This window comes from Brenneria nigrifluens DSM 30175 = ATCC 13028 (genome assembly GCF_005484965.1).
Lineage (GTDB): Bacteria > Pseudomonadota > Gammaproteobacteria > Enterobacterales > Enterobacteriaceae > Brenneria > Brenneria nigrifluens.
On the sequence record NZ_CP034036.1, the window covers coordinates 3,867,609 to 3,891,412 of the forward strand.

Consider the following 23,804-nt stretch of genomic DNA (forward strand, 5'->3'; position numbering starts at 1 on the left):
CCCCTTACCATAACAGGAAGACAACACTATGAGCAGATTAAGAAAAAATACCGCTATCGGTTGCTTTCTTTTCATCTTCAGCCTCTCCCTCAGCTACGCGCAAGAGCGCAAAATGGAAACCGACGTTGTCGTCGTCGGATTCGGCGTGTCAGCCGCGGTGTCGGCGGCGGAAGCCGGACTGAAAGTCATTGCACTGGAAAAACAGGCGATAGACGGCGGCAGTTCCAACTTTGCCGAAGGACTCTTTGGCGTCAACACCGACCAAACCCGTAAAAACTCAGTCGCCATAACCGCCGAGGAGGCCTACCGCACCGCAATGGAGTTCAATCAGTCCTACCGGGTGAATCCCGCGCTGGTGAAAAGGTATCTGGAGGAATCCGCCGCCACGATCCGCTGGCTGGAAAAACAGGGCGTCAGAACCGGGATGGGCGTCATTATTCCGGTGATGAAGAAACTCACCAATGTGAAAAAAGAGATCGACAACGCCATCAGCGCGGGCAGCGCCAAGGTCATGAAGGCCAGCTCGCTGGACGATCTGGCCAAAAATATCGCTGTCGATCCCAAACGACTGAAAGCGTCCGTCACCCGCTATAACCAGATCATGATTTGGTCACGCTGAACAAAGGCGTTTTTGTGTTTGTCGAAGGGCTGGCCCGTCCTTTGTTACGTGAGGACATGGTGTGTATTCCCCTGTTGGACAGCGGCATGAAATGGGATATCAGTCTGATCGTCGGCCATGAGTCCTCGGCGTTTTCACCGAGGCTGCTCAATTTCGTTAGCCGTTTTCAGCAGGAAATCGGCGGCACCTGCCCATTACTTATCTGAAATCACGCGTCTTTTCGCCCGCTTGCGCTGAAAATGCTCAGGAGACGGCAATTACCCGCTACCGGTGTATAATATGCGCAAATATTAAAAATAGTTTGAAACAACTCCGCCAACATTGAGTCATTCTCTTCGTTCTTTGAGATGCGATAATTCCCCAAATAAAAAATCGAATTTCATTCTGTGAGCAAAAAGGCCAAGCCATGATCACCACCGACGGTAACAACACAGTCGCTTCTGTCGCCTGGCGGACAAACGAAGTCATCGCCATCTATCCTATTACGCCCAGTTCCACCATGGCCGAGCAGGCGGCGGCCTGGTCGAGCGACGGAGGAAAGAATATATGGGGAGACACGCCGCGCGTGGTTGAAATGCAGTCGGAAGGCGGGGCGATAGCCGCCGTGCACGGCGCGTTGCAAACCGGCTCTCTGGCGACCACCTTTACCTCGTCGCAGGGATTGCTGCTGATGATCCCCTCGTTGTATAAACTGGCCGGCGAACTGACGCCTTTTGTGCTGCACGTGGCCGCCCGTACGGTGGCGACCCACGCGCTGTCCATTTTCTGCGACCACTCCGACGTAATGGCCGTACGCCAGACCGGCTGCGCCATGCTCTGCGCCAGCAACGTGCAGGAAGCGCAGGATTTCGCCCTGATCGCGCAGATAGCCAGCCTGAACAGCCGATTGCCGTTTATCCACTTTTTCGACGGTTTCCGCACGTCGCATGAAATCAACAAGATTGAACCGCTAAGCGATGACGCGCTGCGCCGGCTGCTGCCCCGGCAGGCGATTGATGCGCATCGTGAGCGAGCGCTTACACCCGAACATCCGGTGATCCGCGGCACCGCCTCCAACCCGGATACCTTCTTCCAGGCGCGCGAAGCCGCCAACCCCTGGTATAACGCCGCCTGCCGGCACGTTGAACAGGCGATGAACGACTTCGCCGACGTCACCGGGCGGCAGTACCGGCCGTTTGAGTACTACGGCCATCCCGAAGCCACCCGGGTTATCGTGCTGATGGGGTCCGGCGTCGGCACCGTTGAAGAAGTGGTCGATACGCTGCTGACGCGCGGTGAAAAGGTCGGCGTGGTCAAGATTCGCCTGTATCGTCCGTTTTCAGCCAGGCATTTGCTGGCGGTTATTCCGCAGACGGCGCAAAACATCGCCGTGCTGGATCGCACCAAGGAACCAGGCGCGCTGGCGGAGCCGCTCTATCTGGACGTGATGACCTCGCTGGCCGAGGCGTTCACCAACGGTGAGCGCCCACAGATGCCCCGCGTCATCGGCGGACGTTACGGTCTGTCGTCCAAGGAGTTCACCCCGCAGTGCGTACAGGCCGTTTTCAATGAGTTAGCGATTGCTAACCCGCGGTCGCGCTTCACGGTTGGTATCTACGATGATGTGACCAACCTGTCGCTGCCGCTGCCCATCGAGCATCTGCCGGGCAGCGCCTCGCTGGAAGCGCTGTTCTACGGGCTGGGCAGCGACGGTACGGTATCGGCCGCCAAAAACTCGATTAAAATCGTCGGCGACGCCACCCCGATGTTCGTGCAGGGCTACTTTGTCTACGACTCCAAAAAGGCCGGCAGCCTGACCGTATCCCATATGCGCGTCGGCCCTCACCCCATCAACTCCGCGTACCTGATCGATCAGGCGGATTTCGTCGCCTGTCACCAGTGGCAGTTTATCGACAAGTACAGCATGGTCGAGCGGCTGAAGCCCGGCGGCGTATTTCTGATTAACGCCCCTTACGCCAGCGACGATTTGTGGCATCGCCTGCCGCAGGAAGTACAGGCCGGCTTAAACCAGCGTCAGGCGCGGGTTTACTGTATCAACGCGGCGAAAATCGCCCGCGAATGCCAGTTGGGCGCGCGCATTAATACCGTGATGCAGATGGCGTTCTTTCACCTGTCGCAGATCCTGCCGGGCGAAGAGGCGGTGGAAAAACTGCGCACGGCGATCGCCAAAAGCTACGGCAGCAAAGGCCAGGAGCTGGTTGAACGCAACTGGCGGGCGCTGAACGCCACGCTGGAGGCCCTGGCCGCCGTGCCGCTGGAAGCGGTCAATGCGCACAGCCCGCAGCGGCCGCCGGTGGTTTCCGACGCCGCCCCCGACTTTGTGAAAACGGTGACCGCCGCCATGCTGGCCGGATTAGGCGATACCCTGCCGGTTTCCGCCCTGCCGCCCGACGGCACCTGGCCGACCGGCACCACCAAGTGGGAAAAACGTAATATCGCCGAGGCGATCCCGCTGTGGCAGCCGCAGTTGTGTACCCAGTGCAACCACTGCGTCGCCGCCTGCCCGCACTCCGCCATCCGCGCCAAGGTGGTGCCGGCCGAGGCAATGGAATACGCGCCGGCGTCGCTGCAGTCGCTGGATGTCAAAGCCCGCGATATGCGCGGCCAGAAATATGTGTTGCAGGTGGCGCCGGAAGACTGCACCGGCTGTAACCTGTGCGTGGAAGTCTGCCCGGCGAAAGATCGCCAGGATCCGACGATCAAAGCCATCAATATGGAATCCCGGCTGGATAATCTGGCGGTCGAAAAAGAGCACTTCGACTTCTTTATGACTCTGCCGGAAATCGACCGCTCCAGGCTGGAACGTATCGATATCCGCACTTCGCAGCTGATTTCACCGCTGTTTGAATATTCCGGCGCCTGCTCCGGCTGCGGCGAAACGCCGTATATCAAACTGCTGACGCAGCTGTATGGCGATCGTCTGCTGGTGGCCAACGCCACCGGCTGTTCGTCCATTTACGGCGGCAACCTGCCCACCACGCCGTGGACCACCGACGCCAACGGCCGCGGCCCGGCCTGGGCCAACTCCCTGTTTGAGGATAACGCCGAGTTCGGGCTGGGTTTCCGCCTGAGCGTCGACCAGCATCGCCAGCGCGCCGTGCGTTTACTGCACGACCTGGCGCCGCGGTTGCCGGCCGATTTGGTGGCGGCGTTGCAGGAAGAGGCCATCGCCCCGGAACTGCGCCGTCAGCAGATTGAGCAACTGCGAACCCTGTTGGCGACTATCGGCGGCGACAAGGCCGCCGCGCTGGCCGCCGCCGCGGATCATCTGGTGGATAAATCCATCTGGCTGATTGGCGGCGACGGCTGGGCTTACGACATCGGCTACGGCGGTCTGGATCACGTCATGAGCCTGAGCGAAAACGTTAACGTGCTGGTGCTGGATACCCAGTGCTACTCCAATACCGGCGGGCAGCAGTCTAAGGCCACCCCGCTGGGCGCGGTGACCAAGTTCGGTGAGAAAGGCAAACGCAAGGCGCGTAAAGATCTCGGCATTAGCGTGATGATGTACGGCCACGTTTATGTGGCGCAGATATCGCTGGGCGCACAGTTAAACCAGACGGTGAAAGCCATTCAGGAGGCCGAGGCCTGGCCGGGTCCGTCGCTGATTATCGCCTACAGCCCCTGCGAAGAGCACGGCTATGATCTGGCGTTCAGCCACGACCAGATGCGCCAGTTGACCGCCACCGGCTTCTGGCCGCTCTACCGCTTCGATCCGCGTCGTACCGAAGAAGGCAAACCGGCGCTGGTGACGGACTCCCGGCCGCCGTCAACCAGCCTGAGCGAAACCCTGCTGCACGAGCAGCGTTTCCGCCGCCTGAACAGCCTGATGCCGGAAGAAACGGCGCTGCTGTATGAAGAGGCCGAAGTGGATCTGCGCCGCCGTTATGATTTTCTGACCATGATGGCGGGTAAAGCGGAGAAAAATCCGCAGGAGTAATGAGAGGATAGCCATACGGATATCCTTTGCGACAGGGTTCTAACCCCACCCCAACCCTCCCCTTCGCAGGGGAGGCCGGGAAGGGTCATTAATGTCAAAGCGCTAACCCGCAAATCCATTCCCGCCAGCGCGCTTCCGCTTTTTACGAACACGACTAATGTACGCCGGTTCAATTGTTTCTTTGATAACCGAATTTTTGAAAGCAACGACTTTTGCCAGGTACGACGCAGACTCGTCCTTGCTCATCGTGACTTCATTACAGATCGGACAGTGCAGCCCCTCTACGGCCGGCAACATGGTTTTTTTCCCGCGAAATGAGTAGGGCACATCTTTTGCTCCCTGTACCAGTTCGGCACCGCCGCAGTTAGGGCATTTCATATTATTTCTCCTTAATTAACCTATTAGGTTAAAAGGGGTCGAATACGTAAATGATAAATAAAGGGTTAACCGATTGCCGGGACGAACGGCCATTAGCGATAAATCTGACTTACCGCCTCCGCAATCGTCTCTATTAGCGATTCCTGCAACTGCGAAATACTGAGCCGCACATAATGTCCGTTTTTCATACCGAAACGCTCTCCCGGCTGCACGGCGACGCCATGGGCGGCCATGGTGATCAACGCATAGCGCTCCGACGGCACCGGCAGCCAGATACACAGACTGTCATTTTCCGGCACGTAGATCCCCCGCCGCGCCAGCGCATCCGCCAGCCATTGACGCCGCTGGTGATAAACCTGGCGGGCATGTTCAATCCCCTGGTGCGTTTTCTCATCGGCGAGCAGAAAAGCCAGCGCGCCCTGTAATATACGGCTGCTCCAGCCGGCGCCGAAATTACGAAAGGACTGAATCTTGCCGATGATTTCCGCCGAACCAGACAGCGCGGCCATACGCAGATCGGGGCCGTAGGCTTTGGAATAGGAACGAACATAAATGGTCTGCGCCGGATAGTACGCCCCCATACTCAGCGCCGGGTGGGACGAGATTTCACCGACGCCGTCGTCTTCAATAATCATCGTCATCGGGCTGTTGACGAACAGCGCGGCCATCGCCGCCATGCGCGCCGGGCTCACCGAATAGCCGGTATGCGAATGGGTTCTTGGCTGATAGATAAACGCGGCGGGCTTATGCTGCAACGCCTGCCTCAGCGCCTCCACGACCGGCCCCTGCTCATCACATGCAACCTGAATGATGTTGATGCCGATATGATCCAGCAAATCCAGCAGCCGCGCCGCGGTCGGGCTTTCAATCACCACCGTGGATCCGGGAAAGATCAGCGTCTGCAATGTCAGATTCACGCCGTCAAACCCGCCGTCAGACGTCATAAACGCCTCCGCCGCATACGGCCAGTTTTTGCGCAGTTGCTCCTCAAGTTCGGCAATGATCGGTGTGCGCTGATAGCTATTTAAATTCTTAACCTGAGCGCCATACAAAAGCGCCTCGCCCAGATCCGGCAACAAGGCGGGGTCGGGCGCTGACAAGGTGAGGTCGGCAATGATGGCATCGCCAAAGTTGCCGATCTTCTCAAAACGCTCCGGGCGGGGCGACGCCTGCTGACCATAGACCCACATACCCGTTCTGCCGCGTCCCGCAATCACTTTCTGTCGCCGCAGTTGGCTCCAGGCGGCGGAAATCGTCGCCGGACTCACGCCCAGCGCGTCGGCCAGTTCCCTCACCGGCGGCAGTTGACTGCCAATTGCAATTTTTCCGGCCCCGATAAGCGCCGACATATCCATCGCAATGCCGCGGATACTGTGATTGTGTAGCTGCGCCGCCAGCCAGTGGGTATCGATTGATTTAGCCATAAACAATATTTTGTACAATAACAAAAATATTATTGTACATGTACGAACATCGATCTAGTATCAAAAAAACGCACATTCTGTGCAAATATCAGACATATTTGTTATATGCGAGTTAGCTCGCTCCTTCAGCAGGGAATCACTAACGTTGACTATCACAATCAGACTGGCAGTGAGGGATTGGGATTATTTCACCCCACTCGCCTTGGGCGATATAAAACCTGAAGGGTTTGAGTTAAAAATAGATCGGGTCGGTACGCTGCCGGATAACCTGGCGACCAGCAGCCAATATGATGCGGGAGAGGTGTCATTCAGCCGCTATGCGCAAAGCCGTGCTCACGGCGATGAAAGCTTAGTCGCCCTGCCGCACTTTCTGATGCGGGGTTTCCGCCAGCGCTGCATTCTGACCAAGCAGGACAGTCCGCTGACCGGGCTGTCGCAGTTGGCGGGTAAGAAGATCGGCCTGACGGGCTGGCAGGACTCCGGCAACACCTGGACGCGCGCACTGCTGCGCCGTGAAGGCATCGGCAATGACGACGCCTACTGGTATGTCGGCCGCCTGACGGAGGCGCATCCGATCGTCGATCGCCTGGGAGGGTTCGGCCGGCCGGGTCGCATAGAAGCCGCGCCGGGCGAGCAGCCGCTGATCACTCTGCTGAAGAGCGGCGGTCTGGACGCCATCTTCACGCCGTTCATGCCGGACGGATTTTTTAACGGCAACTCCGGCTTACGACAGTTGCAACCTGATTTTCGTCAGGCGGAAATCGACTATTTCCACCAGGTCGGCTATGTGCCGGGCATGCATGTGCTGGCGATAAAGCCCGCGCTGGCGGCTGAACATCCCTGGCTGCCACAGGCGCTCAGCGAGGTCATCGACCAATCATATAAGGTGTGGATGGGCAAGCGCATCAAATATGCCGATACCACTCCCTGGCTGTTGGACGATCTGCGCCGAACCACTCAGGATTTACCCGTTCACTGGAACGACAATGGCTTTGCCATCAATAAAACCATGATCGCCGATTTCGCCAGTGAGCTATATGAACAGGGGATCACGGCGCAGCGTCTGACCCCGGAAGCGTTGTTCCCGTGGGCGTGCTCTTTTTCGCCTATAGACAAGAGGGATTAATATGAAAGTCGCACTTGGCCAGTTTGCCGTGGATCGCGAATGGCAAAACAACGTCGTCACCGCGCTGAAGCTGATGTCGGACGCGCAACAGGCAGGCGCCGACCTGCTGGTGCTGCCGGAAGGCGTATTAGCGCGGGATATCACCAATCCCCAACTGGTGTTGACCGCCGCCCAGCCGCTGGACGGCCCTTTCGTCAGCCAATTGCTGGCGGCCAGCAAAGGCAGCCGGATGACCACCATGATGAGCATTCATGTGCCGAACGGCGCAGACAAAGTGTGGAACGTGCTGATTGCCATGCGCGACGGCGAAATCATCTCCCAGTACAAGAAATTGCATCTGTACGATGCGTTCTCCATGCAGGAGTCGGAAAACGTCACCCCCGGCGATGAAGTACCACCGCTGGTCGACGTTGCCGGACTGAAAGTCGGCCTGATGACCTGTTATGACGTGCGTTTCCCCGAACTGGCCCGCCGTTTGGCGTTGGATGGCGCTCAGGTGCTGGTGCTGCCGGCCGCCTGGGTCAAAGGGCCGCTGAAAGAGTCTCATTGGGAACTGCTGGTTCGCGCCCGCGCGCTGGAGAATACCGCCTATGTCGTGGCGGTTGGCGAATGCGGCGTGAGAAATATCGGCAACAGCATGGTGGTCGATCCGTTGGGCGTGGTGGTGGTTCAGGCGCCGGAAACCCCGGCGCTGGTCTACGCCGATGTGGATCCTGCACGTCTTTCCTATGCGCGGGAAGTCTTGCCCTCACTGGATAACCGCCGTTTTGCTACGCCGCGTCTGCCGAACGAGTAACAGCCGCTTTTTATTCTATTCATATCAACGCCACACGCCGCCTGCTTTTCATCAGGGCGAAGGAGATTGAGCAATGAAAATAAAACGTTTAGGGCGGACGGCCCTGCTAACCGGATTACTCTTTTCCGCCGGCGTGTTTGCCGCAGAGGCGCCGAAGATTGCTCCCCAGCAGGTAAATAAAGATCTGCATGCCCGTCTACCGGACGATATCAAAAAGGCCGGCGTGCTTAAGGCGGTGAACAATGGCTCCTTTCCTCCGTATGAAATCGTCAGCGGGACACACTCGCTGGATGGCGCCAGCGCCGATCTGGCAAAGGCATTAGGTGAAATTCTGGGCGTCAAGATTGAGCACGCCTCCGTCAGCGGCCTATCCAGCCTGCTGAGCGGTATCCAGTCAGGCCGTTATCAGTTCGGCATCGGGCCGATCGGCGATTTCCCGGCGCGTCAGGAAAAGAATGATTTCGTCGATTTCGTGCGCGAATTCGTGGTGTTTGCCGTGCGTTCCGGCAACCCGGAAAAAATCAACTCGCTGGAAGATACCTGCGGCAAACGCGTTGCCGTGATGTCCGGCGGCTCGGCGGAACAGGTGATTGTAAAACAGTCGAAAGCCTGTACCGATGCGGGAAAACCGGCGGTGACCATCCAGTCTTATGCCGATCAGCCTACGTCTATTCTGTCAGTCCGTTCAGGGCGGGCCGACGCCTTCTTCTCTTCACAGGCGCCGCTCACCTACTTTGTTGAACAGACCAACGGGCAGTTGGAGCTGGCCGGCACCGGTCAGCACAATGGCTTTAACGACCTGTATCAAGGTTCTGTTTTCGCCAAAGATTCCCCGCTGGCGCCCATCGTCCTGGAAGCCTATCAGCAGTTGTTCGATAACGGCACCTACGCCGCCATCATGAAAAAATGGCATCTGCAAGGAAACATGCTGCCGGCGCCGGGTATTAACCTGGCGGGAAAACAGTAACGCGGCGGTTATGGGCCATAACGTCAACAACAAGGGGTTTTTTCTACTGTGGATGCGCTGAGAAACGTTGCCAGAGCCCAGGCGCCCGGCCGCTTCAGACAGCGGCTGTCGTGGGCGTTCACGCTGATTATCGCGGCTTATGTTATATGGTCAGTCAGCACCAATAAAAACTTTGAGTGGCCGGTGGTTTATCAGTGGTTCACTGAAAAAACAATTATGGAAGGCTTAAGCGTTACCCTGGGACTGACGGTGGTTTCCATGGCGATCGGCGTGGCGCTCGGTCTGCTGCTGGCGGTAGCCCGGCTGTCTACGAATGTACTGCTGAGCGGACTTTCCGGCCTCTATATCTGGTTTTTCCGTGGTACGCCGCTACTGGTGCAGCTGATTTTCTGGTACAACCTCTCCACCCTTTTTCCCCGCGTATCGCTGGGCATCCCGTTCGGTGCGGAGTGGGTAAGCTGGAACACCAATGACCTGATCACGCCGCTGACGGCGGCGATTGCCGGTCTGGCGCTGAACGAAGCCGCCTATATGGCGGAAATCATCCGCGGCGGGCTGTTATCCGTGGATAATGGCCAGGTGGAAACCACCCAGGCCTTTGGCATGAGCCGCAGCCGCGCGCTGCGACGGATCATCATTCCCCAGGCGATGCGCGCCATCGTGCCGCCGACCGGCAACCAGTTGATCAGTATGATTAAAGCGACGTCGCTGGTCAGCGTGATAGCGATGGGCGATCTGCTCTACTCGGTACAGGCTATCTATAACCGTACGTTTGAAGTGATCCCGATGCTGATGGTCGCAGTTATCTGGTATTTATTTATCACGTCGCTGCTGAATATCGGCCAATCCGCCATTGAACGTTACTATTCGCGCGGCGTTCGTCGTCCGGCGTCGGAAACCCGCCGCAGCGCGGCGGCAAAAGCGAATATGTTGAATGATGCGATCGGCAAGGACCAACCCCATGAATAGACTTCATCATCTCTGCGCCGGGGAAACCGTTCTGACCGGCGATCGGCCGCTGATAAGCGCGCGTAACGTCCATAAATACTTTGCTGATAACCACGTTCTGCGCGGGATTGATTTAGACGTTTACACCGGTGAGGTGGTGGTGGTACTGGGACCATCCGGTTCAGGAAAATCGACCTTCCTGCGCTGTATCAACCATCTGGAAGAGATGGATGAAGGCTATATCATGATGGGTGACGAACAGATCGGTTATCAACTGCGGGGAGAGAAACTCTATCCGTTGTCACCCCGTGAGATCGCCCGGCAGCGCAGCGAGATTGGAATGGTTTTTCAGCAATTTAACCTTTATCCCCACATGACCGTGCTGCAAAACATCATTGAAGCGCCGATTGGCGTCCATAAGAAAAACCGTCAGCAAGCGCGGGCCTATGCGCTGGATCTGCTTGAGCGCGTCGGGCTCAGCCATAAAGCGGACGCCTATCCCCACCATCTGTCCGGCGGACAACAGCAGCGCGTCGCCATCGCGCGGGCGCTGGCCATCCGTCCCAAACTGATGCTGTTTGACGAACCCACCTCCGCACTGGACCCCGAACTGGTGGGAGAAGTTTTATCCACCATGAAAGACCTGGCGTTGCAGGGGTTAACCATGATTGTGGTTACGCATGAAATCGGTTTTGCCAGGGAAGCCGCGGACCGGGTGGTTTTCATGGATCAGGGCGTGGTGGTGGAACAGGGCAAGCCGGAAGATATGCTGTTCAATCCGCAGCATCCGCGTACCCAGGCATTTCTTAGCCGTTTTATTTAATACATGGTGATGGAATATCGCCGTGTTTTTTTCGATATCAACAATAAGTAAGTACATCCCTACGGGTTGCAAAAAAGTGTGATTAGTTACACATGTTGATTCCCTCTTACGCCGTTCTGCACATATAATGCGCATCCGGTCCTATGGACCGGGAATAAACCAGAGTCACCATTTCTGGTATGGCATCTACCACTCAATAAAGACATGAAAATGAGTATTCGCGCGATCCTAACTTTCGTTGTGGCTGTGACGGCATTCAGCCAGGCCGCCTTTGCCGTTGTCTATCCTCTGCCGGCGCCCAACAGCCGGCTGGTGGGCGAAAACCTGGAATTTACCATCCCGACGGACAGTACGTTGCCGTTGGAGCATTTTGCCGCCCAGTTCCAGATGGGGTTGAGCAATATGATGGAAGCCAACCCGGGGGTTGACGCCTATCTGCCCACGCCGGGCAGCACCCTGACCATTCCCCATCAGTTGATTCTGCCGGACGCGCCGCGCGAAGGCATCGTGATTAACAGCGCGGAAATGCGTCTGTATTACTACCCGAAAGGCAGCAAAACCGTGGTGGTGCTGCCGATCGGTATCGGCGAGTTAGGTAAGGATACGCCGATTAACTGGGTCACCTCCGTGCAGCGGAAAAAGGCCGGCCCGACCTGGACGCCGACCGCCGCCATGCATGCGGAATATGCCGCCCGCGGGGAAACCTTGCAGAAAGTTTTCCCGGCCGGCCCGGATAACCCGATGGGCCTTTACGCTCTGTATGTCGGCCGGCTGTACGCCATTCACGGCACCAACGCCAATTTCGGCATCGGCCTGCGCGTCAGCCACGGTTGTGTCCGCCTGCGGGCGGATGACATCAAATATCTGTTCGATCACGTCCCGGTCGGCACCCGTGTGCAGTTTATCAACGAGCCGATAAAAGCGACGGTGGAGCCGGACGGTTCGCGCTATGTGGAAGTCCACCACCCGCTGTCGCGTACCGTGGAAGAGTTTAACTCCGATGCGCCGGCGCCGCTCACCATCACCCCCGCGGTGGGTAAAGTGGTGGCCGATGCCAGCGTCAACCAGAGCGATCTTGACAAGGCGCTGCAGGAGCGCTCCGGTATGCCGCTCAAGATTAACGGCCTGATTGAAGAAAGCGCGCCGACGCTGCCGGTTGAGTCCGTCGCGGCGCCGGAAACGGTGAATCCGGACGCCCTTGTCACGCCGGAAACGGCAACCCCTGACGCAGCAGCCCCTGTGGCGCAGGAAACGGATGCCGCGGCGTCAGAATCCAGCGCCGATCGTTCTTGATTTACCCGCCCAATGAAAAATGGCACGGACGCCATTTTGCAACCTACCCGGACGAATCATCAAATCAGCGCCGCTTCTTTTAGCTCACTTTTCAGATAGGCGTAATAAATCGGTGCGGCGATAACGCCGGATAAACCGAACGCCGCTTCAAATACCAGCATCGCCAGCAGGATTTCCCAGGCGTGCGCTTTAATTCTGGTGCCGACAATCTGCGCATTCAGGAAGTATTCGAGCTTGTGGATCAGCATCAGATACACCAGGGCGATCAAGGCGATGGGCAGGGAAATGGATAAGGCGGAGATAAACACGATAGCATTCGAAATCAGGTTCCCGATGACCGGCAATAAACCGAAAACAAAGGTCAGCACCACCAGCGTTTTCGAGAAAGGCAGATGAATGCCGAAAGAGGGAAATGCGCCAAGAATAAAAATGGCCGACAGCACGGTATTTACCGCGGAAATTTTTACCTGAGCGAAAACAATGTTGCGAAATGAAGCGGACAACAGCGATACCCGACGCAGCAATTCCGCTTTCAGCAGCGGCTTTTCCGTATCGCTCTCCACATTGTATAGAGAGATAATCGCCCCCAGCACCATACCAATCAGCATAGTGACGAAACCATGCAGGAAACTTTTCCCCATGTTTTGCAAGATCGCGATATGCTGTTGAACCCATTGTAAAAACTCGTGTTGCAGTTCTTCCACGCTGACCGGCAAATATCCCGGTAAAAACAGCATCAACTGCTGCTGGATGTCGTTAAGGATATAGGCGATGCGCGTATTAAATGCCGTGGTGTCTTTCATTTCCTGCATCAGCAACCCCACCAGGCTACCGAAAAGCAGACTCAGCAAACTAACCACCAATGTGCTGATAATCGCCACCACCATCCAACGGGCGCGCTTGCCGCTGATCACTTTTTGAAAATAAGGCGTCAGCAGATTAACGATTTCATAAACAAGAAAACCGGCGATAAAACAGGTTAACAGACGCAGGGGCAACAACAGCAACAGGCCCCCCATAATAAAGAAAAAGCTCAAAAAACGGGCTTGTTTCAGATTCAGTAACTGCATGATGACGTCCCGTGTGTAAAACCAATGCTAATATGTCAAAACCGACGTTTTAAGCCGTCATTCTTAGCGTTTTACCGCAGAAACACCAGCGGGTTTTGACCTCACCGGTTATCACTCCGTCAGGAGACGCGTCCCGTTCTCTTTATCAACAAGCCGCCCTACCATTTCCTTACGGTTTCCTTGCGATTTCCTTACAATTGCCTTACGGTTTCCTTATATAGCCAATAGCATAAGAATAATAGCGGCCAGCATATTGAAATATATCGAATATCATTTTTTCACATTAAGAAACCGGTCAATAAAAATAAATCAGATAGCACAACCAGCTCAATTAAACAATGAAGCGGAAAAATAGACCGGCAACCAATAACGGAGGGTCATTCCATTATTTTTTATAAAGTAAATGCAGTTGGAAATAAACAACCGCCACCCTGAGTAGGGTGGACGCCAACAGTCCGAAGCAGACCAGTTCACACCGCATACCGGGCGTTTAACTAGCCAGGTTTGCGGGTGATTCCATCGGCTCCTGATTCAGGATCAATAAGGACAACACACGATTTTCAACATTCAATTTAGAGAAAGAGAGCGTACCCAGTTGCTTGCGGGTAAAGCCGTCGGACAGCAGGCCTGAAACCACGCGCGTACTTAAGACGCTGGAATCAGTGATGAAGTCTTGATAAGCGAACTTCACATTAATCGGCAGTACATCGTCAATAGAAACTGGCGTGCTCATTTCGGAACGCAGTCCAAAATGGGCATTAAAAGCAGAATTGGCGCAAACCACCTTACACTTCTCGTCAATCACCGCGGCAGCCCGCCGTTCATTCTGAACGGGTTGGCTAAGCATACCTATGATCTCATTTCGGCCAAATATCAGACTCATTATTCCCTCTGCCTCATGCTATGTAGAAGACACCATCAAGCGCTGTCAGGCAAGCTGTAGCCCGCAGTAACCCGTTGATAAGCATTCAACCCGCGCCGATTCGCCGGCATAGTGTAATTATCTAAGTGTTTAGTTTTAGAAACCGAATGTTACTGAATAAAAAACAAAAATATAACAATTCGCTTTTTTAGGTCTGATGGACAAACGCTTTGCTTCTGCTGCTGGCCGAAAGAACGGCGTTTTGCTCAGCACATCGCCTCGCGCCGCCGATTATCCATACTTATCTGCATGTTGATAATCAGATAAATCCAAATAGCGATGACGGGTAAAAATATACCTGAAACAGTATTGTCACTATCGGCGGAATAAGAGAGATCTTTATGCCGTTTGATCGTAAAAGACGATCAAAGTAAGAATAACAATAGATAATATCTATTGAAAACAATAAATTGATCGTTGTTCTCATTGTACTATAGATAATAATTCTTATAATTCTCCTAATTGTGACATATATATCTATTGATGTAGGACGACTTGCGCGTCTATTTACTTATTTCCTGCACATTCAGGGATTATTTAAGTCATTTCTTATCTCTTTTCGCCCATTGCGTGATCCATCGCTCAAAAAAGAAACAAATGTTGCGGGATTACTACAATTAACTATTTGTTGACATATCCTTAACATGTTTAAGGAGAAGTACACATGACTCAACATCATAAACATGCCATACCAGCCGCCATTGCGGAAAATGCCCTGATAAACGCCGACCAATATCAGCAGATGTATCGACATTCCATTGACGATCCTGCCGCTTTCTGGCGTGAGCAGGGAAAAATTGTTGATTGGATGAAACCTTATCATCTGGTAAAAAACACATCATTTGATCCCGGTCATATTCGGATTCGCTGGTTTGAAGACGGTACGCTAAACGTGGCGGCCAACTGTCTCGACCGTCATCTGGCCGAACGCGGCGATCAGACGGCGATAATCTGGGAAGGCGACGATGCCAAAGAAAGCAAAAAGGTTACCTACCGCGAGCTTTACCAGTCGGTGTGTCGCTTCTCTAATGTACTGAAATCACTGGGAATAAAAAAAGGCGACGTGGTCGCCATCTATATGCCGATGGTGCCGGAAGCGGCGGTGGCCATGCTGGCCTGCGCCCGCATCGGCGCCGTTCACTCGGTGATCTTCGGCGGCTTTTCCCCGGAAGCCATCGCCGGGCGCATTATCGACTCCAGCGCCAGACTGGTGATTACCGCCGATGAGGGCATCCGCGCCGGACGCGTTATCCCGCTCAAGAAAAATATCGATGAAGCGCTGAAAAATCCGGGCGTCAAAACCATCGCCAACGTTATCGTTTTCCATCGCACCGGCAAACAGGGGGAATGGCAAGCCGGCCGCGACCTCTGGTGGCACGATCTGATCGAACAGGCGGACGATCGCTGTCCACCGGCGGAGATAAATGCGGAAGATCCGCTGTTTATCCTCTATACCTCCGGCTCCACCGGCAAACCCAAAGGGGTGCTGCATACCACCGGCGGCTATCTGGTGTATGCCGCGCTGACTTTCAAATACGTTTTTGACTATCATCCGGGCGATATCTATTGGTGCACCGCCGACGTCGGCTGGATCACCGGCCACAGCTATCTGCTGTACGGCCCGCTGGCCTGCGGCGCCATTACTCTGATGTTCGAAGGCGTGCCCAACTGGCCGGATGCCCGGCGCATGGCGCAGGTGGTCGATAAACATCAGGTTAATATTCTCTACACCGCCCCCACGGCGATCCGCGCCCTGATGGCGGAAGGCGACAAGGCCATTGCCGGCACCTCGCGCGCTTCGCTGAAAATCATGGGTTCCGTCGGCGAGCCGATCAATCCGGAAGCCTGGGAGTGGTATTTCAACAAGATCGGCAACGGCAAATGTCCGATCGTCGATACCTGGTGGCAAACGGAAACCGGCGGTTTTATGATCACCCCGCTGCCCGGCGCGATTGAGGCCAAGGCGGGTTCGGCGACCTACCCTTTCTTCGGCGTTCAGCCGGCGCTGGTGGATAATCTGGGTAATCCGCAGGAAGGAGCGAGCGAGGGCAATCTGGTGATTACCGACTCCTGGCCCGGCCAGGCGCGCACCCTGTTCGGCGATCACGATCGGTTTGAGCAAACCTATTTTTCCACCTTTAAAGGCATGTACTTCAGCGGCGACGGCGCCCGCCGCGACGAAGACGGCTACTACTGGATCACCGGACGCGTCGATGACGTGCTGAACGTATCCGGCCATCGGCTGGGAACGGCGGAAATCGAATCCGCGCTGGTGGCTCATCCCAAAATCGCCGAAGCGGCGGTGGTGGGCATCCCGCACAGTCTGAAAGGTCAGGCGATTTATGCCTATATCACGCTGAATCACGGCGAAGAACCGTCCAGCGCGCTGTATCAGGAAGTTCGCAACTGGGTACGTAAAGAGATCGGCCCGATTGCCACCCCCGACATCCTCCACTGGACCGACTCGTTGCCGAAAACGCGATCGGGTAAGATCATGCGCCGTATTCTGCGCAAAATCGCCGCCGGAGACACCAGCAACCTGGGGGACACCTCAACGCTGGCCGATCCCGGCGTGGTCGAAAAACTGCTGGAAGAAAAACAGGCTATGAGCGCCCGTCCCCGTCCCCAATAACCATCCGACCCAGCCTGCAACGCCTCCCGCTAAACCTCACACCGGCTTTAGCAGGAGACTCAATCTGAAATCACGTGTCCGGCCTAAAATTACTGGAGACTCACGATGAATGACGCCATTTATCAACGGATTGGAAGTAACCCCGACACAGAAAAGAGCGTTACTGCTTTATATTGTGAAAAGCGGCAACACATCCAGACCAGCAGATTTTATTAAAACAGTGGCTGAGCCGCAGTCAGCGGATCGGGAGGAACTCATGACCATCGCTCAGCAACTGAAGCAGATCGGATTTGAAGAAGGTATGAAAACCAGCGCGCGGAATATCGCTCGCGAACTACTGCAAAGCGGAATGGAAAGCGATCGCGTTCAGCGGATCACCAAACTTTCCGCCGACGAGATGCGGCAATTAATATCATCCGGCGACGAATAATCGGGTTTCCGTGTTGCGATAGAGCACCGCGCCGCTGGGCGAGTGCCTGAGTATAACCGATAGTAAAATGTTATCCCGCAACCCGCTGGCCTGGTCATTACAGGGTTAACGACCAGCGGCCAGAGCCGATATAACGTGTTCAGGATCCCGCTTAATAGCACGCAACAAGGCTTTTGCCGGCCCGGTAGGATCTCTACGCCCCTGTTCCCAGTTCTGGAGCGTTGCAACGTTAACATCGATCAATTTGGCAAACTTGGTTTGAGAAAGTCCCGTTATGTGGCGAATAGCCTTTACCTGAACCGAGGTCACAATGGTCTGTGCCGCTGGTTTACGCTTACCGTCAATCATCTCATTCATTTGGCCCATACTCTGGGTAGTCGAATGTGGGAAGCAGAGACTGTATAAAAATAAATCACGCTTAGAGTCTACCCCGGTATACGTCAATGGCGCATAGTCAGAATAATGACTAAAACGACACTTCACGTATCAATACCGCCGAGACCACCTTCCAGCCGCGCGCCAGCAGGCTTTGCGCTTCGCCGTCCATTACCACCGTACCGGGTAAAACCTGACGCTGGCCGCGGCCGCCGTCGGGCAGCCGCAGCAGCACCCGGTAAACCGCCTGCTCAGGATGCAGTTTGCGCTGCGCGTCGCTCAGCGTGGCGATATCGCCGCCGTAGGTCGAGGCCAGCTCCGGCACGGCGCTCAAATCGCGGGTGGCGGTATGGTCGATATCCGCAATAGTGACAGGCAGCGCGGCACTACCGACGTCACGAGGATAAAAATGACCCCGGCCGCCCGTTCGCAGCCTCTGCCAGTCTTTTTCCGACACGAAGGCCTCCACCAGCCCGCCGCCCGGTTTGGCAATCACCGCCAGCCATTCTCCCTGCGCCAGCCACTCTCCGGCTGCCAGCGGCACCGCCATATCCGCCACCACGCCGCTTATCGGCGCGCGCACCGTCAATTGCGCCGACTGGCGTTGCAGCACGCCCAGCTTTTGCCGGGCGGCGTCTCGTTCCTGCTTCACCCGCAGGTGTTCGGCCGCCGCTTCTTTATTGAATACCTGAAACGCCCCCTGCCAGTTCAGCGTAGAGATTTGCCGCTCCAACTGCCGCTGTTCATGTAAAAGCGCGTCGGCCGACAGCGTAAATAGCACCTGACCGGCCTCAACCGGTTGACCGACTTCAACATCAATACGGTCAATCATGGCGGGCAGCGGCATATAGAGGCTGCTTTGCTGTTCGGCGCGCAGCAGCGCCGGCGCATACACGCTGCTCTGCCAGGGGATCGCCAACAGCAGCAGCAATACGCAGCCTGAGGTCAGCGTCACGATCATATTCCGGTTCATACGATAATCCTTACGGCGTTTACTCCATTCACGCAGTTCATTCACCACCGGCATCACCACAAAATAGCCGATTTCAACGGCGAACAGCAGCATCCCCAGCAGTTTGAACGCCATGTGATAGACCAGTATGGCGATACCGGTAAACAGAAAGAAACGGTAGATCCACGTACAGAAAGCGTAACCCGCCAGCGTGCGCCGTAGCCAGCGGGGAAAGGATTCCGGCGCTTCATCCCCCAGCCCGAACAGCCATTCGCGCATTTGCCAGCGGCCGATGGCGAAGCCGCGGTTTTGCAGGTTAGGGATCTGAAGCCAGTCCGACAGCAGAAAATAGCCGTCAAAACGCATCAACGGACTGAGGTTGATCGCCAGCGTCATAATCCAGGTGGTGGTGGCCAGCATAAAGGCCGCACTGCGCAGCATGCCGTCCGGCAGGAAGCTCCAGGCCAGCGTCGCCCAGGCCGCCAGCGTCAGTTCGGCCGCCATGCCGGCGGCGCCGATCGCCATCCGCTGGCGGCGGCGGGTCAGTTTCCATGAGCCGGAGGTATCGGTATACAGCACCGGCATCATCACTAGAAAGGCCACGCCCATGGCGGCGACTTTAGCGCCGAAGCGTTTACAGGTATAGGCGTGTCCCAGCTCATGCAGGATCTTGGTAAATACCAGCGTCAGCCCGGCCAGCGACGCCCCTTCCAGGGTAAAAAAATGCAGAAAAGTATGCTTGAAAGTTTCCCACTGACGCCCGGCCAGAAACAGACCCAGCAGCGCCGCCATCAGCGTCAGCGTTAAAAAAAACCGGCTGAAAAACGGCGCCGCCCACGGCAGGGTACGTTGCAGAAAGCGATCCGGATGCCACAGCGGAATGCGGAAAAACAGATAATTCTTTAGCAGCTTGCGCCACACCGAGGTCTGTGTCGCCGCCAACTGTCGGCCAAACTGCGCCAGCGCCTCATCGCCCGATGCCCGCGTCAGGCTGTTGGCCTGCAAAAAGCGGCTGAAATAGTGCACGTCGCTATCGTCGATAGTCAGCGGCAACGTCTGGTTCACCTGCGCCACAATTTTCGCCGCCTCCCCCAGCGACCAGCGCGACAGCATCGCCATTTCCGCCCAGCCGATGCGGAAAAACAGGCCGCGCAACGGATCCTCCAGCGTCCAGCTTGGCGATCCGTCGCGGTTGGCGGGTCCGGCATGCAGGATCAACTCATCCCGCAACGGGCTAAGCCGGGGAGGCGCCGGACGCGGGTTCATGTCGTTGACGGCTGACGCGGACAGACCCGGCATCGTCACACGCCCAGCCACACGCGCAGCGTCGCCAGCGGCTTACGCAGCAGATAGACAATCAGCACCGTGCGCTGACCGTACAGTTTCGCCGTGCCTTTCAACCCCACGCGCAGTAGCGGATCGTCCTGGGTAAAGCGGGCGCGCAGCCGATAGGCCATAATATTGTCCGGCGTGGGAGCGGAGCGGTAGCCGATCAGCTCCAGCCGCGCCGGCTGCGCCGAGTTTGGGGCCACGTTCAGGAACAGCCGCACATCAGCGCCCTTCTCCAGCGCGATGGCGTCGGCGGCGGGCAGTTGGATCTCCAGTTCGACATCGTGCGGATCGGCAATCATCATGATACGTTCGCCAACCGCCACCGAGCGTCCGATCCAGTCGCTGGCGTCGTCAAAGATCGCCACCCCGTCGCGTGGCGAAACCAGTTGCATGCGTTCCAACTGCCGTTGCAGAAAATCCATCTCGCTCTGCGCCTGCTCCCGCCGGCTTTGCAGTACCGCCAGGCTGGCTTTGCTATTAGCGTCGAACAGCGCCTGTTGCTGCGCCTGCCGGTACTGCGCATCGGCGGTGGCGAACATCTGCCGCGCCGACTCCAGACGGTTTTCCAGTTCGCGGGCATCCAGCCGCACCAGCGGTTGATTGGCCGCGATCTGCTGATTGGGGCGCACCAGAATATCGTCCACCACCCCGGCCACCGGCGCCCGCACCATCACCGGACGGTGCGCCACGATCTCCGCCGGCGCCAGTACCGACTGGCGCACCGGCAGCAGCATAAGCAGCGACAGCGCGACCGCGCCCGCCAGGATCAGGCGGCGGCGATTGGGGCGGACGTCGGTTTTAGCCCGCCGATTTTTGCCTAAACCAATCCAGGCGTGGGAATAGGCGTCGGCCAGCTTCTCCAGCAGCACCCGTTCGGCGGGTTGCCACGCGCGGTCGCGCGCCAGGATCAGCACCAGCGGCGTTTCCCCTTGCGGACGCCGCAAAGGCAGCCACAATAAAAACTCCGGCAGATGTTCCTGCCACAGCAACTGGTCGCTGGCCGGCAGATCCAGCCAGCGTAACGACTGGGTCTGCCGTTGTTCCTGCTGCCACTGGCGGCACAGGCGGCTGAACTCGCTGCAAAAGGGCGCGTTAGGATCAATCGCCGCCAGCCCGGAAGCGGCGCGCAGCCGCTGTTTTTCACAGTCCCACAGCAGCGCCTGACGATATTTCACCAGATTGTGCGTGTCATTAACGATTAAAAACGCCAGCTCTTCCTGCGTTTCCCGCGCTCTGGCGCGGCTTTGCAACTGCAATAGCTCGGCCAGCAGCGCCAACCGGCTATCCTGCTCGCTCAGGGTTTGGCTCATGGCGCGCCGACGCCTGCCGCGGGCGGGGCAATCTGCGCCACCCCGCTCATCCCCGGCAGCAGTCCGGCGGTGGATTGGGTGATGCGCCCAAACACTTTGACCGACTGGCTGACCGGCTCCACCGCCGAAGAGATGCGGCTGATTTCAGCCGGATAGCTCAGCCCGGTTTCATCCAGCGTCACCTGAAAGGCATCGCCCTGCTTTAACCACGCCAGCCAGCGGGACGGGACGATCATTTCCAGCTCGAAGGCGCTGTCATCGTAAATCGACAGCAGTTCCTTACCTTCCGGCACCGACTCCCAGCGCTTCACTTTGCTTTCCGTCACCCGGCCGGAGAACGGCGCTTTGATGGCGCAGCGTTGCAGCATGGCGCGGTTGACGCCGCTTTCCGCCTGCGCCATGGACACCGCCGAACGCGCCTGATCCACTTCCGACAGGCTGATCGAATTGAGCTTATCCAACCGGTTGGCTATGGCCAGTTTTTTACGGGCGGCATTTTCGGCGGCGGCGGAATAGTTCAGTTTTTCCTTCAGTACCGTGCAGTCAAAGGTCAGCAGCGTATCGCCCTGTTTGAAGTGTTCGCCCTCTTTTACCGCAATATCCGTCACTTTACCGGCAATTTCGCTGGAAAGCGTGGTGTAACGCAACGCGCTGAGCTGAACGCGAATATCGCCGTCACCGGCCGCCTGCGCCCACAGGGGCGTCAGCAACGCCCCGGCCAGCAGAAACCGCTGCGCCTTCATCAGTGGGAGCCCCCGGCTTGCAACGATTGCAGGTTATCCCACATATCGGTGTTTACCGTGCGGTAGGGTTTCCCGACGATGGCGGCGGGCGTTGCCGCGACGGCGACAGGCTGCGCGATCGCCGGCTGCGCCGTTGCCGCCACCGCGGCCGGGACGGCCAGCGACAGACGCGGCACCGGCACGCCGCCGGTTTCGATATTGCTGGTGCTGCGGGCGATGGTGTTGCTCAATGCCGCCAGACTGGTATCGCTGACGTTATCGGGCAGCACATCCAGACCGGCGGCCTGATACACCGCGCCCAGCGCGTTCTGTACGTCGGCAAAGCTGCGGTCGCGCGCGCGGGTGGTGAGGATGGTTTCCGTGCTGACGCGCACCTGTTCCATCTGCGTCGCCGCCTGATTGCGCACGCTGAGCTCGGTCTGATTCAGGATGCCGCGCTGAATGCGCGCCAGTTCCTGATAGCGGCTGAACATGCGCGTACTCTGCTGATACTCCTGCCAGGCGACGTTCACCTGAGTCAGCACCGCCATACGCAGCGCCTGGCGCCGCGCTTCCGCCAGCTCTTCATTCGCCTCCCCGGCACGCTTCACCGGCGACCAGGAGAGCACATTCAACAGGTTGCCGCTGACCTGCAATCCGGCGCTGGCCCACTGGCGGTTCACCAGATAGCTGTTGCTGTCGCCGTTGATGCCGGCGAACAGCGACACGCCCGGCAACAGCCGCAGCAGCGATTTACGGGTTTCCAGCACCGAATTACGCGCCAGATAGCTCTCTTCGCGCACTTCGGGCCGTTTCACCATCGAGAAATTTTCCAGATCGTCGAGGGTGTAGGCCATTTTCGGCGCCACCAGACTACTTTCGCTGGGGACGGATACATCAAATTTGCTGGCGGGCGGTAAGTTCATCAGCGAAGCCAGACGAGATTTGGCCATCACCAGATCGCTGTCGACGATCTCAAGCTGGCGCACCATTTCCAGCATATTTTTCTGGAAACGCAGGGCTTCCACCGGCGCCAGCAGACGCTGTCGCTCGGTTTGGCGGGCATATTCCAGCGCCTGGCGCGCGTCGACCAGCGCCGCCGTCACCTCCGGCTGCAAACGCTGGGCGGTAGCCGCTTCCCAATAGGCGGTGCGCACCTGACGGGTAATATCGGCCACCACGCGACGGCGGCGCTCTTCGGCGGCCAACGATTTGTTCGCCTGCATCTTGGCGTTGAAATAGCTGATGCCGAAATCCAATACGTTCCAGCTCAGCGACAGATCCGCCGTGCGCAGGGTTTTATCCTGACTGGTGGAGGCTTCCAGCGACTGTTCGCCGGTGGTCACCGATTCGCTGCTGGAGCCGGCCACGTTGTTGCGCGTTTGCAACCCGGCCCGCGCCGCCAGTTTGGGCAGCATATCCAGGCTGGCGACGCCGATCAGGTTATCCTCCATCGCCTGTTCCATCAGCGCCACTCGCTGTTGCAGGTTGTATTTCAGCGCGCGGGCAATGGATTCATCCAGCGTGATGGTGCCGCGTACCGGTTCCTGATTGGCGAACATCAGCGTCCGATCGCTCAGCGCCTGTTGAACCTGTTGTTCCGTCGTCACAGGTTCAGGCTTTACCGCACACCCGGCCAGCCCCAGACAGGCCAGGGTTACCGCCAATTTCAGAGCCTGGGAACCGGCGGACTTTTGTTTGCTATCCCAGAGTTTTGCTATGTGCTGATTCACCAGGGTTCTCCC

General features: G+C 57.1%; 20 protein-coding genes. 11 read left to right on the plus strand and 9 right to left on the minus strand.

Annotated elements, in window-relative coordinates; all coding sequences use genetic code 11:
- The first annotated feature begins 28 nt into the window (after positions 1–28).
- The 3 genes from EH206_RS18170 to nifJ all read left to right on the plus strand — a co-directional run bounded on the left by EH206_RS18170 (position 29) and on the right by nifJ (position 4,559).
- On the plus strand, positions 29–619 hold the full coding sequence (locus EH206_RS18170; protein WP_009114341.1) for an FAD-binding protein: 591 nt from the start codon (positions 29–31) through the stop codon (positions 617–619).
- The gene (locus tag EH206_RS18175; protein WP_040343415.1) at positions 607–825 is read left to right on the plus strand and encodes a hypothetical protein; all 219 of its coding nucleotides are present in this window, start codon (positions 607–609) and stop codon (positions 823–825) included. The genes EH206_RS18170 and EH206_RS18175 overlap by 13 nt, the downstream gene beginning before the upstream one ends.
- A 200-nt stretch (positions 826–1,025) precedes the next feature.
- Entirely contained in the window at positions 1,026–4,559 is a 3,534-nt protein-coding gene (nifJ, locus tag EH206_RS18180; protein ID WP_009114343.1) for a pyruvate:ferredoxin (flavodoxin) oxidoreductase, read from the plus strand.
- A gap of 102 nt (positions 4,560–4,661) precedes the next feature.
- On the opposite strand, the gene EH206_RS18185 is transcribed toward nifJ, so the two are convergent.
- Together EH206_RS18185 and EH206_RS18190 are read right to left on the minus strand one after the other, a co-directional pair.
- Entirely contained in the window at positions 4,662–4,937 is a 276-nt protein-coding gene (locus EH206_RS18185; RefSeq protein WP_009114344.1) for a type II toxin-antitoxin system MqsA family antitoxin, read from the minus strand.
- A gap of 92 nt (positions 4,938–5,029) precedes the next feature.
- On the minus strand, positions 5,030–6,361 hold the full coding sequence (locus EH206_RS18190; RefSeq protein WP_009114345.1) for an aminotransferase class I/II-fold pyridoxal phosphate-dependent enzyme: 1,332 nt from the start codon (positions 6,359–6,361) through the stop codon (positions 5,030–5,032).
- Positions 6,362–6,506: 145 nt separating this feature from the next.
- On the opposite strand from EH206_RS18190, the gene EH206_RS18195 reads away from it, so the two are divergent.
- The 6 genes from EH206_RS18195 (at position 6,507) to EH206_RS18220 (ending at position 12,314) form a co-directional block, all read left to right on the plus strand.
- Positions 6,507–7,487 carry a substrate-binding domain-containing protein gene (locus tag EH206_RS18195; RefSeq protein WP_009114346.1) on the plus strand — a complete coding sequence of 327 codons (981 nt, stop codon included), beginning with the start codon at positions 6,507–6,509 and terminating at the stop codon, positions 7,485–7,487.
- A gap of 1 nt (position 7,488) precedes the next feature.
- The gene (locus EH206_RS18200; RefSeq protein ID WP_009114347.1) at positions 7,489–8,283 is read left to right on the plus strand and encodes a deaminated glutathione amidase; all 795 of its coding nucleotides are present in this window, start codon (positions 7,489–7,491) and stop codon (positions 8,281–8,283) included.
- Positions 8,284–8,356: 73 nt separating this feature from the next.
- Positions 8,357–9,250 carry an ABC transporter substrate-binding protein gene (locus tag EH206_RS18205; RefSeq protein WP_009114348.1) on the plus strand — a complete coding sequence of 298 codons (894 nt, stop codon included), beginning with the start codon at positions 8,357–8,359 and terminating at the stop codon, positions 9,248–9,250.
- Positions 9,251–9,298: 48 nt separating this feature from the next.
- Complete coding sequence (locus EH206_RS18210) at positions 9,299–10,219, plus strand: amino acid ABC transporter permease (protein WP_009114349.1); 921 nt, start codon at positions 9,299–9,301, stop codon at positions 10,217–10,219.
- On the plus strand, positions 10,212–11,021 hold the full coding sequence (locus tag EH206_RS18215) for an amino acid ABC transporter ATP-binding protein (RefSeq protein WP_009114350.1): 810 nt from the start codon (positions 10,212–10,214) through the stop codon (positions 11,019–11,021). The genes EH206_RS18210 and EH206_RS18215 overlap by 8 nt, the downstream gene beginning before the upstream one ends.
- Before the next feature lie 210 nt (positions 11,022–11,231).
- Positions 11,232–12,314: a L,D-transpeptidase family protein gene (locus tag EH206_RS18220; RefSeq protein ID WP_040344100.1), complete on the plus strand. Its 1,083-nt coding sequence runs from the start codon at positions 11,232–11,234 to the stop codon at positions 12,312–12,314.
- Between the two features lie 59 nt (positions 12,315–12,373).
- Here the strand turns inward: EH206_RS18220 and EH206_RS18225 are convergent, their stop codons facing one another.
- A complete protein-coding gene (locus EH206_RS18225; RefSeq protein WP_009114352.1) occupies positions 12,374–13,384 on the minus strand; it encodes an AI-2E family transporter in 1,011 nt (336 codons plus the stop codon).
- A 490-nt stretch (positions 13,385–13,874) separates the two neighbouring features.
- The gene (locus EH206_RS18230) at positions 13,875–14,267 is read right to left on the minus strand and encodes a hypothetical protein (protein ID WP_009114353.1); all 393 of its coding nucleotides are present in this window, start codon (positions 14,265–14,267) and stop codon (positions 13,875–13,877) included.
- Between the two features lie 703 nt (positions 14,268–14,970).
- On the opposite strand from EH206_RS18230, the gene acs reads away from it, so the two are divergent.
- Together acs and EH206_RS18240 are read left to right on the plus strand one after the other, a co-directional pair.
- Positions 14,971–16,938 (plus strand): acetate--CoA ligase, encoded by a 1,968-nt coding sequence (gene acs, locus EH206_RS18235; protein WP_009114354.1) that lies wholly within the window; start codon positions 14,971–14,973, stop codon positions 16,936–16,938.
- A gap of 109 nt (positions 16,939–17,047) precedes the next feature.
- On the plus strand, positions 17,048–17,368 hold the full coding sequence (locus EH206_RS18240) for an RpnC/YadD family protein (protein ID WP_009114355.1): 321 nt from the start codon (positions 17,048–17,050) through the stop codon (positions 17,366–17,368).
- Positions 17,369–17,473: 105 nt separating this feature from the next.
- Here EH206_RS18240 and EH206_RS18245 read toward each other — a convergent pair whose 3' ends face one another.
- The 5 genes from EH206_RS18245 to EH206_RS18265 form a co-directional block, all read right to left on the minus strand.
- Positions 17,474–17,734 (minus strand): helix-turn-helix domain-containing protein, encoded by a 261-nt coding sequence (locus tag EH206_RS18245; RefSeq protein ID WP_040343422.1) that lies wholly within the window; start codon positions 17,732–17,734, stop codon positions 17,474–17,476.
- Positions 17,735–17,834: 100 nt separating this feature from the next.
- On the minus strand, positions 17,835–19,994 hold the full coding sequence (locus EH206_RS18250) for an efflux RND transporter periplasmic adaptor subunit (RefSeq protein WP_071778490.1): 2,160 nt from the start codon (positions 19,992–19,994) through the stop codon (positions 17,835–17,837).
- Positions 19,995–19,996: 2 nt separating this feature from the next.
- Entirely contained in the window at positions 19,997–21,337 is a 1,341-nt protein-coding gene (locus tag EH206_RS18255) for an efflux RND transporter periplasmic adaptor subunit (RefSeq protein WP_009114358.1), read from the minus strand.
- A complete protein-coding gene (locus EH206_RS18260; RefSeq protein WP_009114359.1) occupies positions 21,334–22,080 on the minus strand; it encodes an efflux RND transporter periplasmic adaptor subunit in 747 nt (248 codons plus the stop codon). Before EH206_RS18260 ends, EH206_RS18255 begins: the two co-directional genes overlap by 4 nt.
- Positions 22,080–23,792, minus strand: a complete 1,713-nt coding sequence (locus tag EH206_RS18265; protein ID WP_009114360.1) for a TolC family protein — start codon at positions 23,790–23,792, stop codon at positions 22,080–22,082. The genes EH206_RS18260 and EH206_RS18265 overlap by 1 nt, the downstream gene beginning before the upstream one ends.
- Positions 23,793–23,804: the final 12 nt, after the last annotated feature.

What these genes read in the sequence shown, in the direction of transcription:
- EH206_RS18190 (WP_009114345.1), bottom strand. Translation starts at nt 6,361, where the DNA reads ATGGCTAAATCAATCGATACCCACTGGCTGGCGGCGCAGCTACACAAT.
- EH206_RS18240 (WP_009114355.1), top strand. Translation starts at nt 17,048, where the DNA reads ATGACGCCATTTATCAACGGATTGGAAGTAACCCCGACACAGAAAAGA.
- EH206_RS18230 (WP_009114353.1), bottom strand. Translation starts at nt 14,267, where the DNA reads ATGAGTCTGATATTTGGCCGAAATGAGATCATAGGTATGCTTAGCCAA.
- EH206_RS18225 (WP_009114352.1), bottom strand. Translation starts at nt 13,384, where the DNA reads ATGCAGTTACTGAATCTGAAACAAGCCCGTTTTTTGAGCTTTTTCTTT.
- nifJ (WP_009114343.1), top strand. Translation starts at nt 1,026, where the DNA reads ATGATCACCACCGACGGTAACAACACAGTCGCTTCTGTCGCCTGGCGG.
- EH206_RS18200 (WP_009114347.1), top strand. Translation starts at nt 7,489, where the DNA reads ATGAAAGTCGCACTTGGCCAGTTTGCCGTGGATCGCGAATGGCAAAAC.
- EH206_RS18220 (WP_040344100.1), top strand. Translation starts at nt 11,232, where the DNA reads ATGAGTATTCGCGCGATCCTAACTTTCGTTGTGGCTGTGACGGCATTC.
- EH206_RS18255 (WP_009114358.1), bottom strand. Translation starts at nt 21,337, where the DNA reads ATGAGCCAAACCCTGAGCGAGCAGGATAGCCGGTTGGCGCTGCTGGCC.
- acs (WP_009114354.1), top strand. Translation starts at nt 14,971, where the DNA reads ATGACTCAACATCATAAACATGCCATACCAGCCGCCATTGCGGAAAAT.
- EH206_RS18245 (WP_040343422.1), bottom strand. Translation starts at nt 17,734, where the DNA reads ATGGGCCAAATGAATGAGATGATTGACGGTAAGCGTAAACCAGCGGCA.
- EH206_RS18185 (WP_009114344.1), bottom strand. Translation starts at nt 4,937, where the DNA reads ATGAAATGCCCTAACTGCGGCGGTGCCGAACTGGTACAGGGAGCAAAA.
- EH206_RS18170 (WP_009114341.1), top strand. Translation starts at nt 29, where the DNA reads ATGAGCAGATTAAGAAAAAATACCGCTATCGGTTGCTTTCTTTTCATC.
- EH206_RS18250 (WP_071778490.1), bottom strand. Translation starts at nt 19,994, where the DNA reads ATGCCGGGTCTGTCCGCGTCAGCCGTCAACGACATGAACCCGCGTCCG.
- EH206_RS18215 (WP_009114350.1), top strand. Translation starts at nt 10,212, where the DNA reads ATGAATAGACTTCATCATCTCTGCGCCGGGGAAACCGTTCTGACCGGC.
- EH206_RS18260 (WP_009114359.1), bottom strand. Translation starts at nt 22,080, where the DNA reads ATGAAGGCGCAGCGGTTTCTGCTGGCCGGGGCGTTGCTGACGCCCCTG.
- EH206_RS18205 (WP_009114348.1), top strand. Translation starts at nt 8,357, where the DNA reads ATGAAAATAAAACGTTTAGGGCGGACGGCCCTGCTAACCGGATTACTC.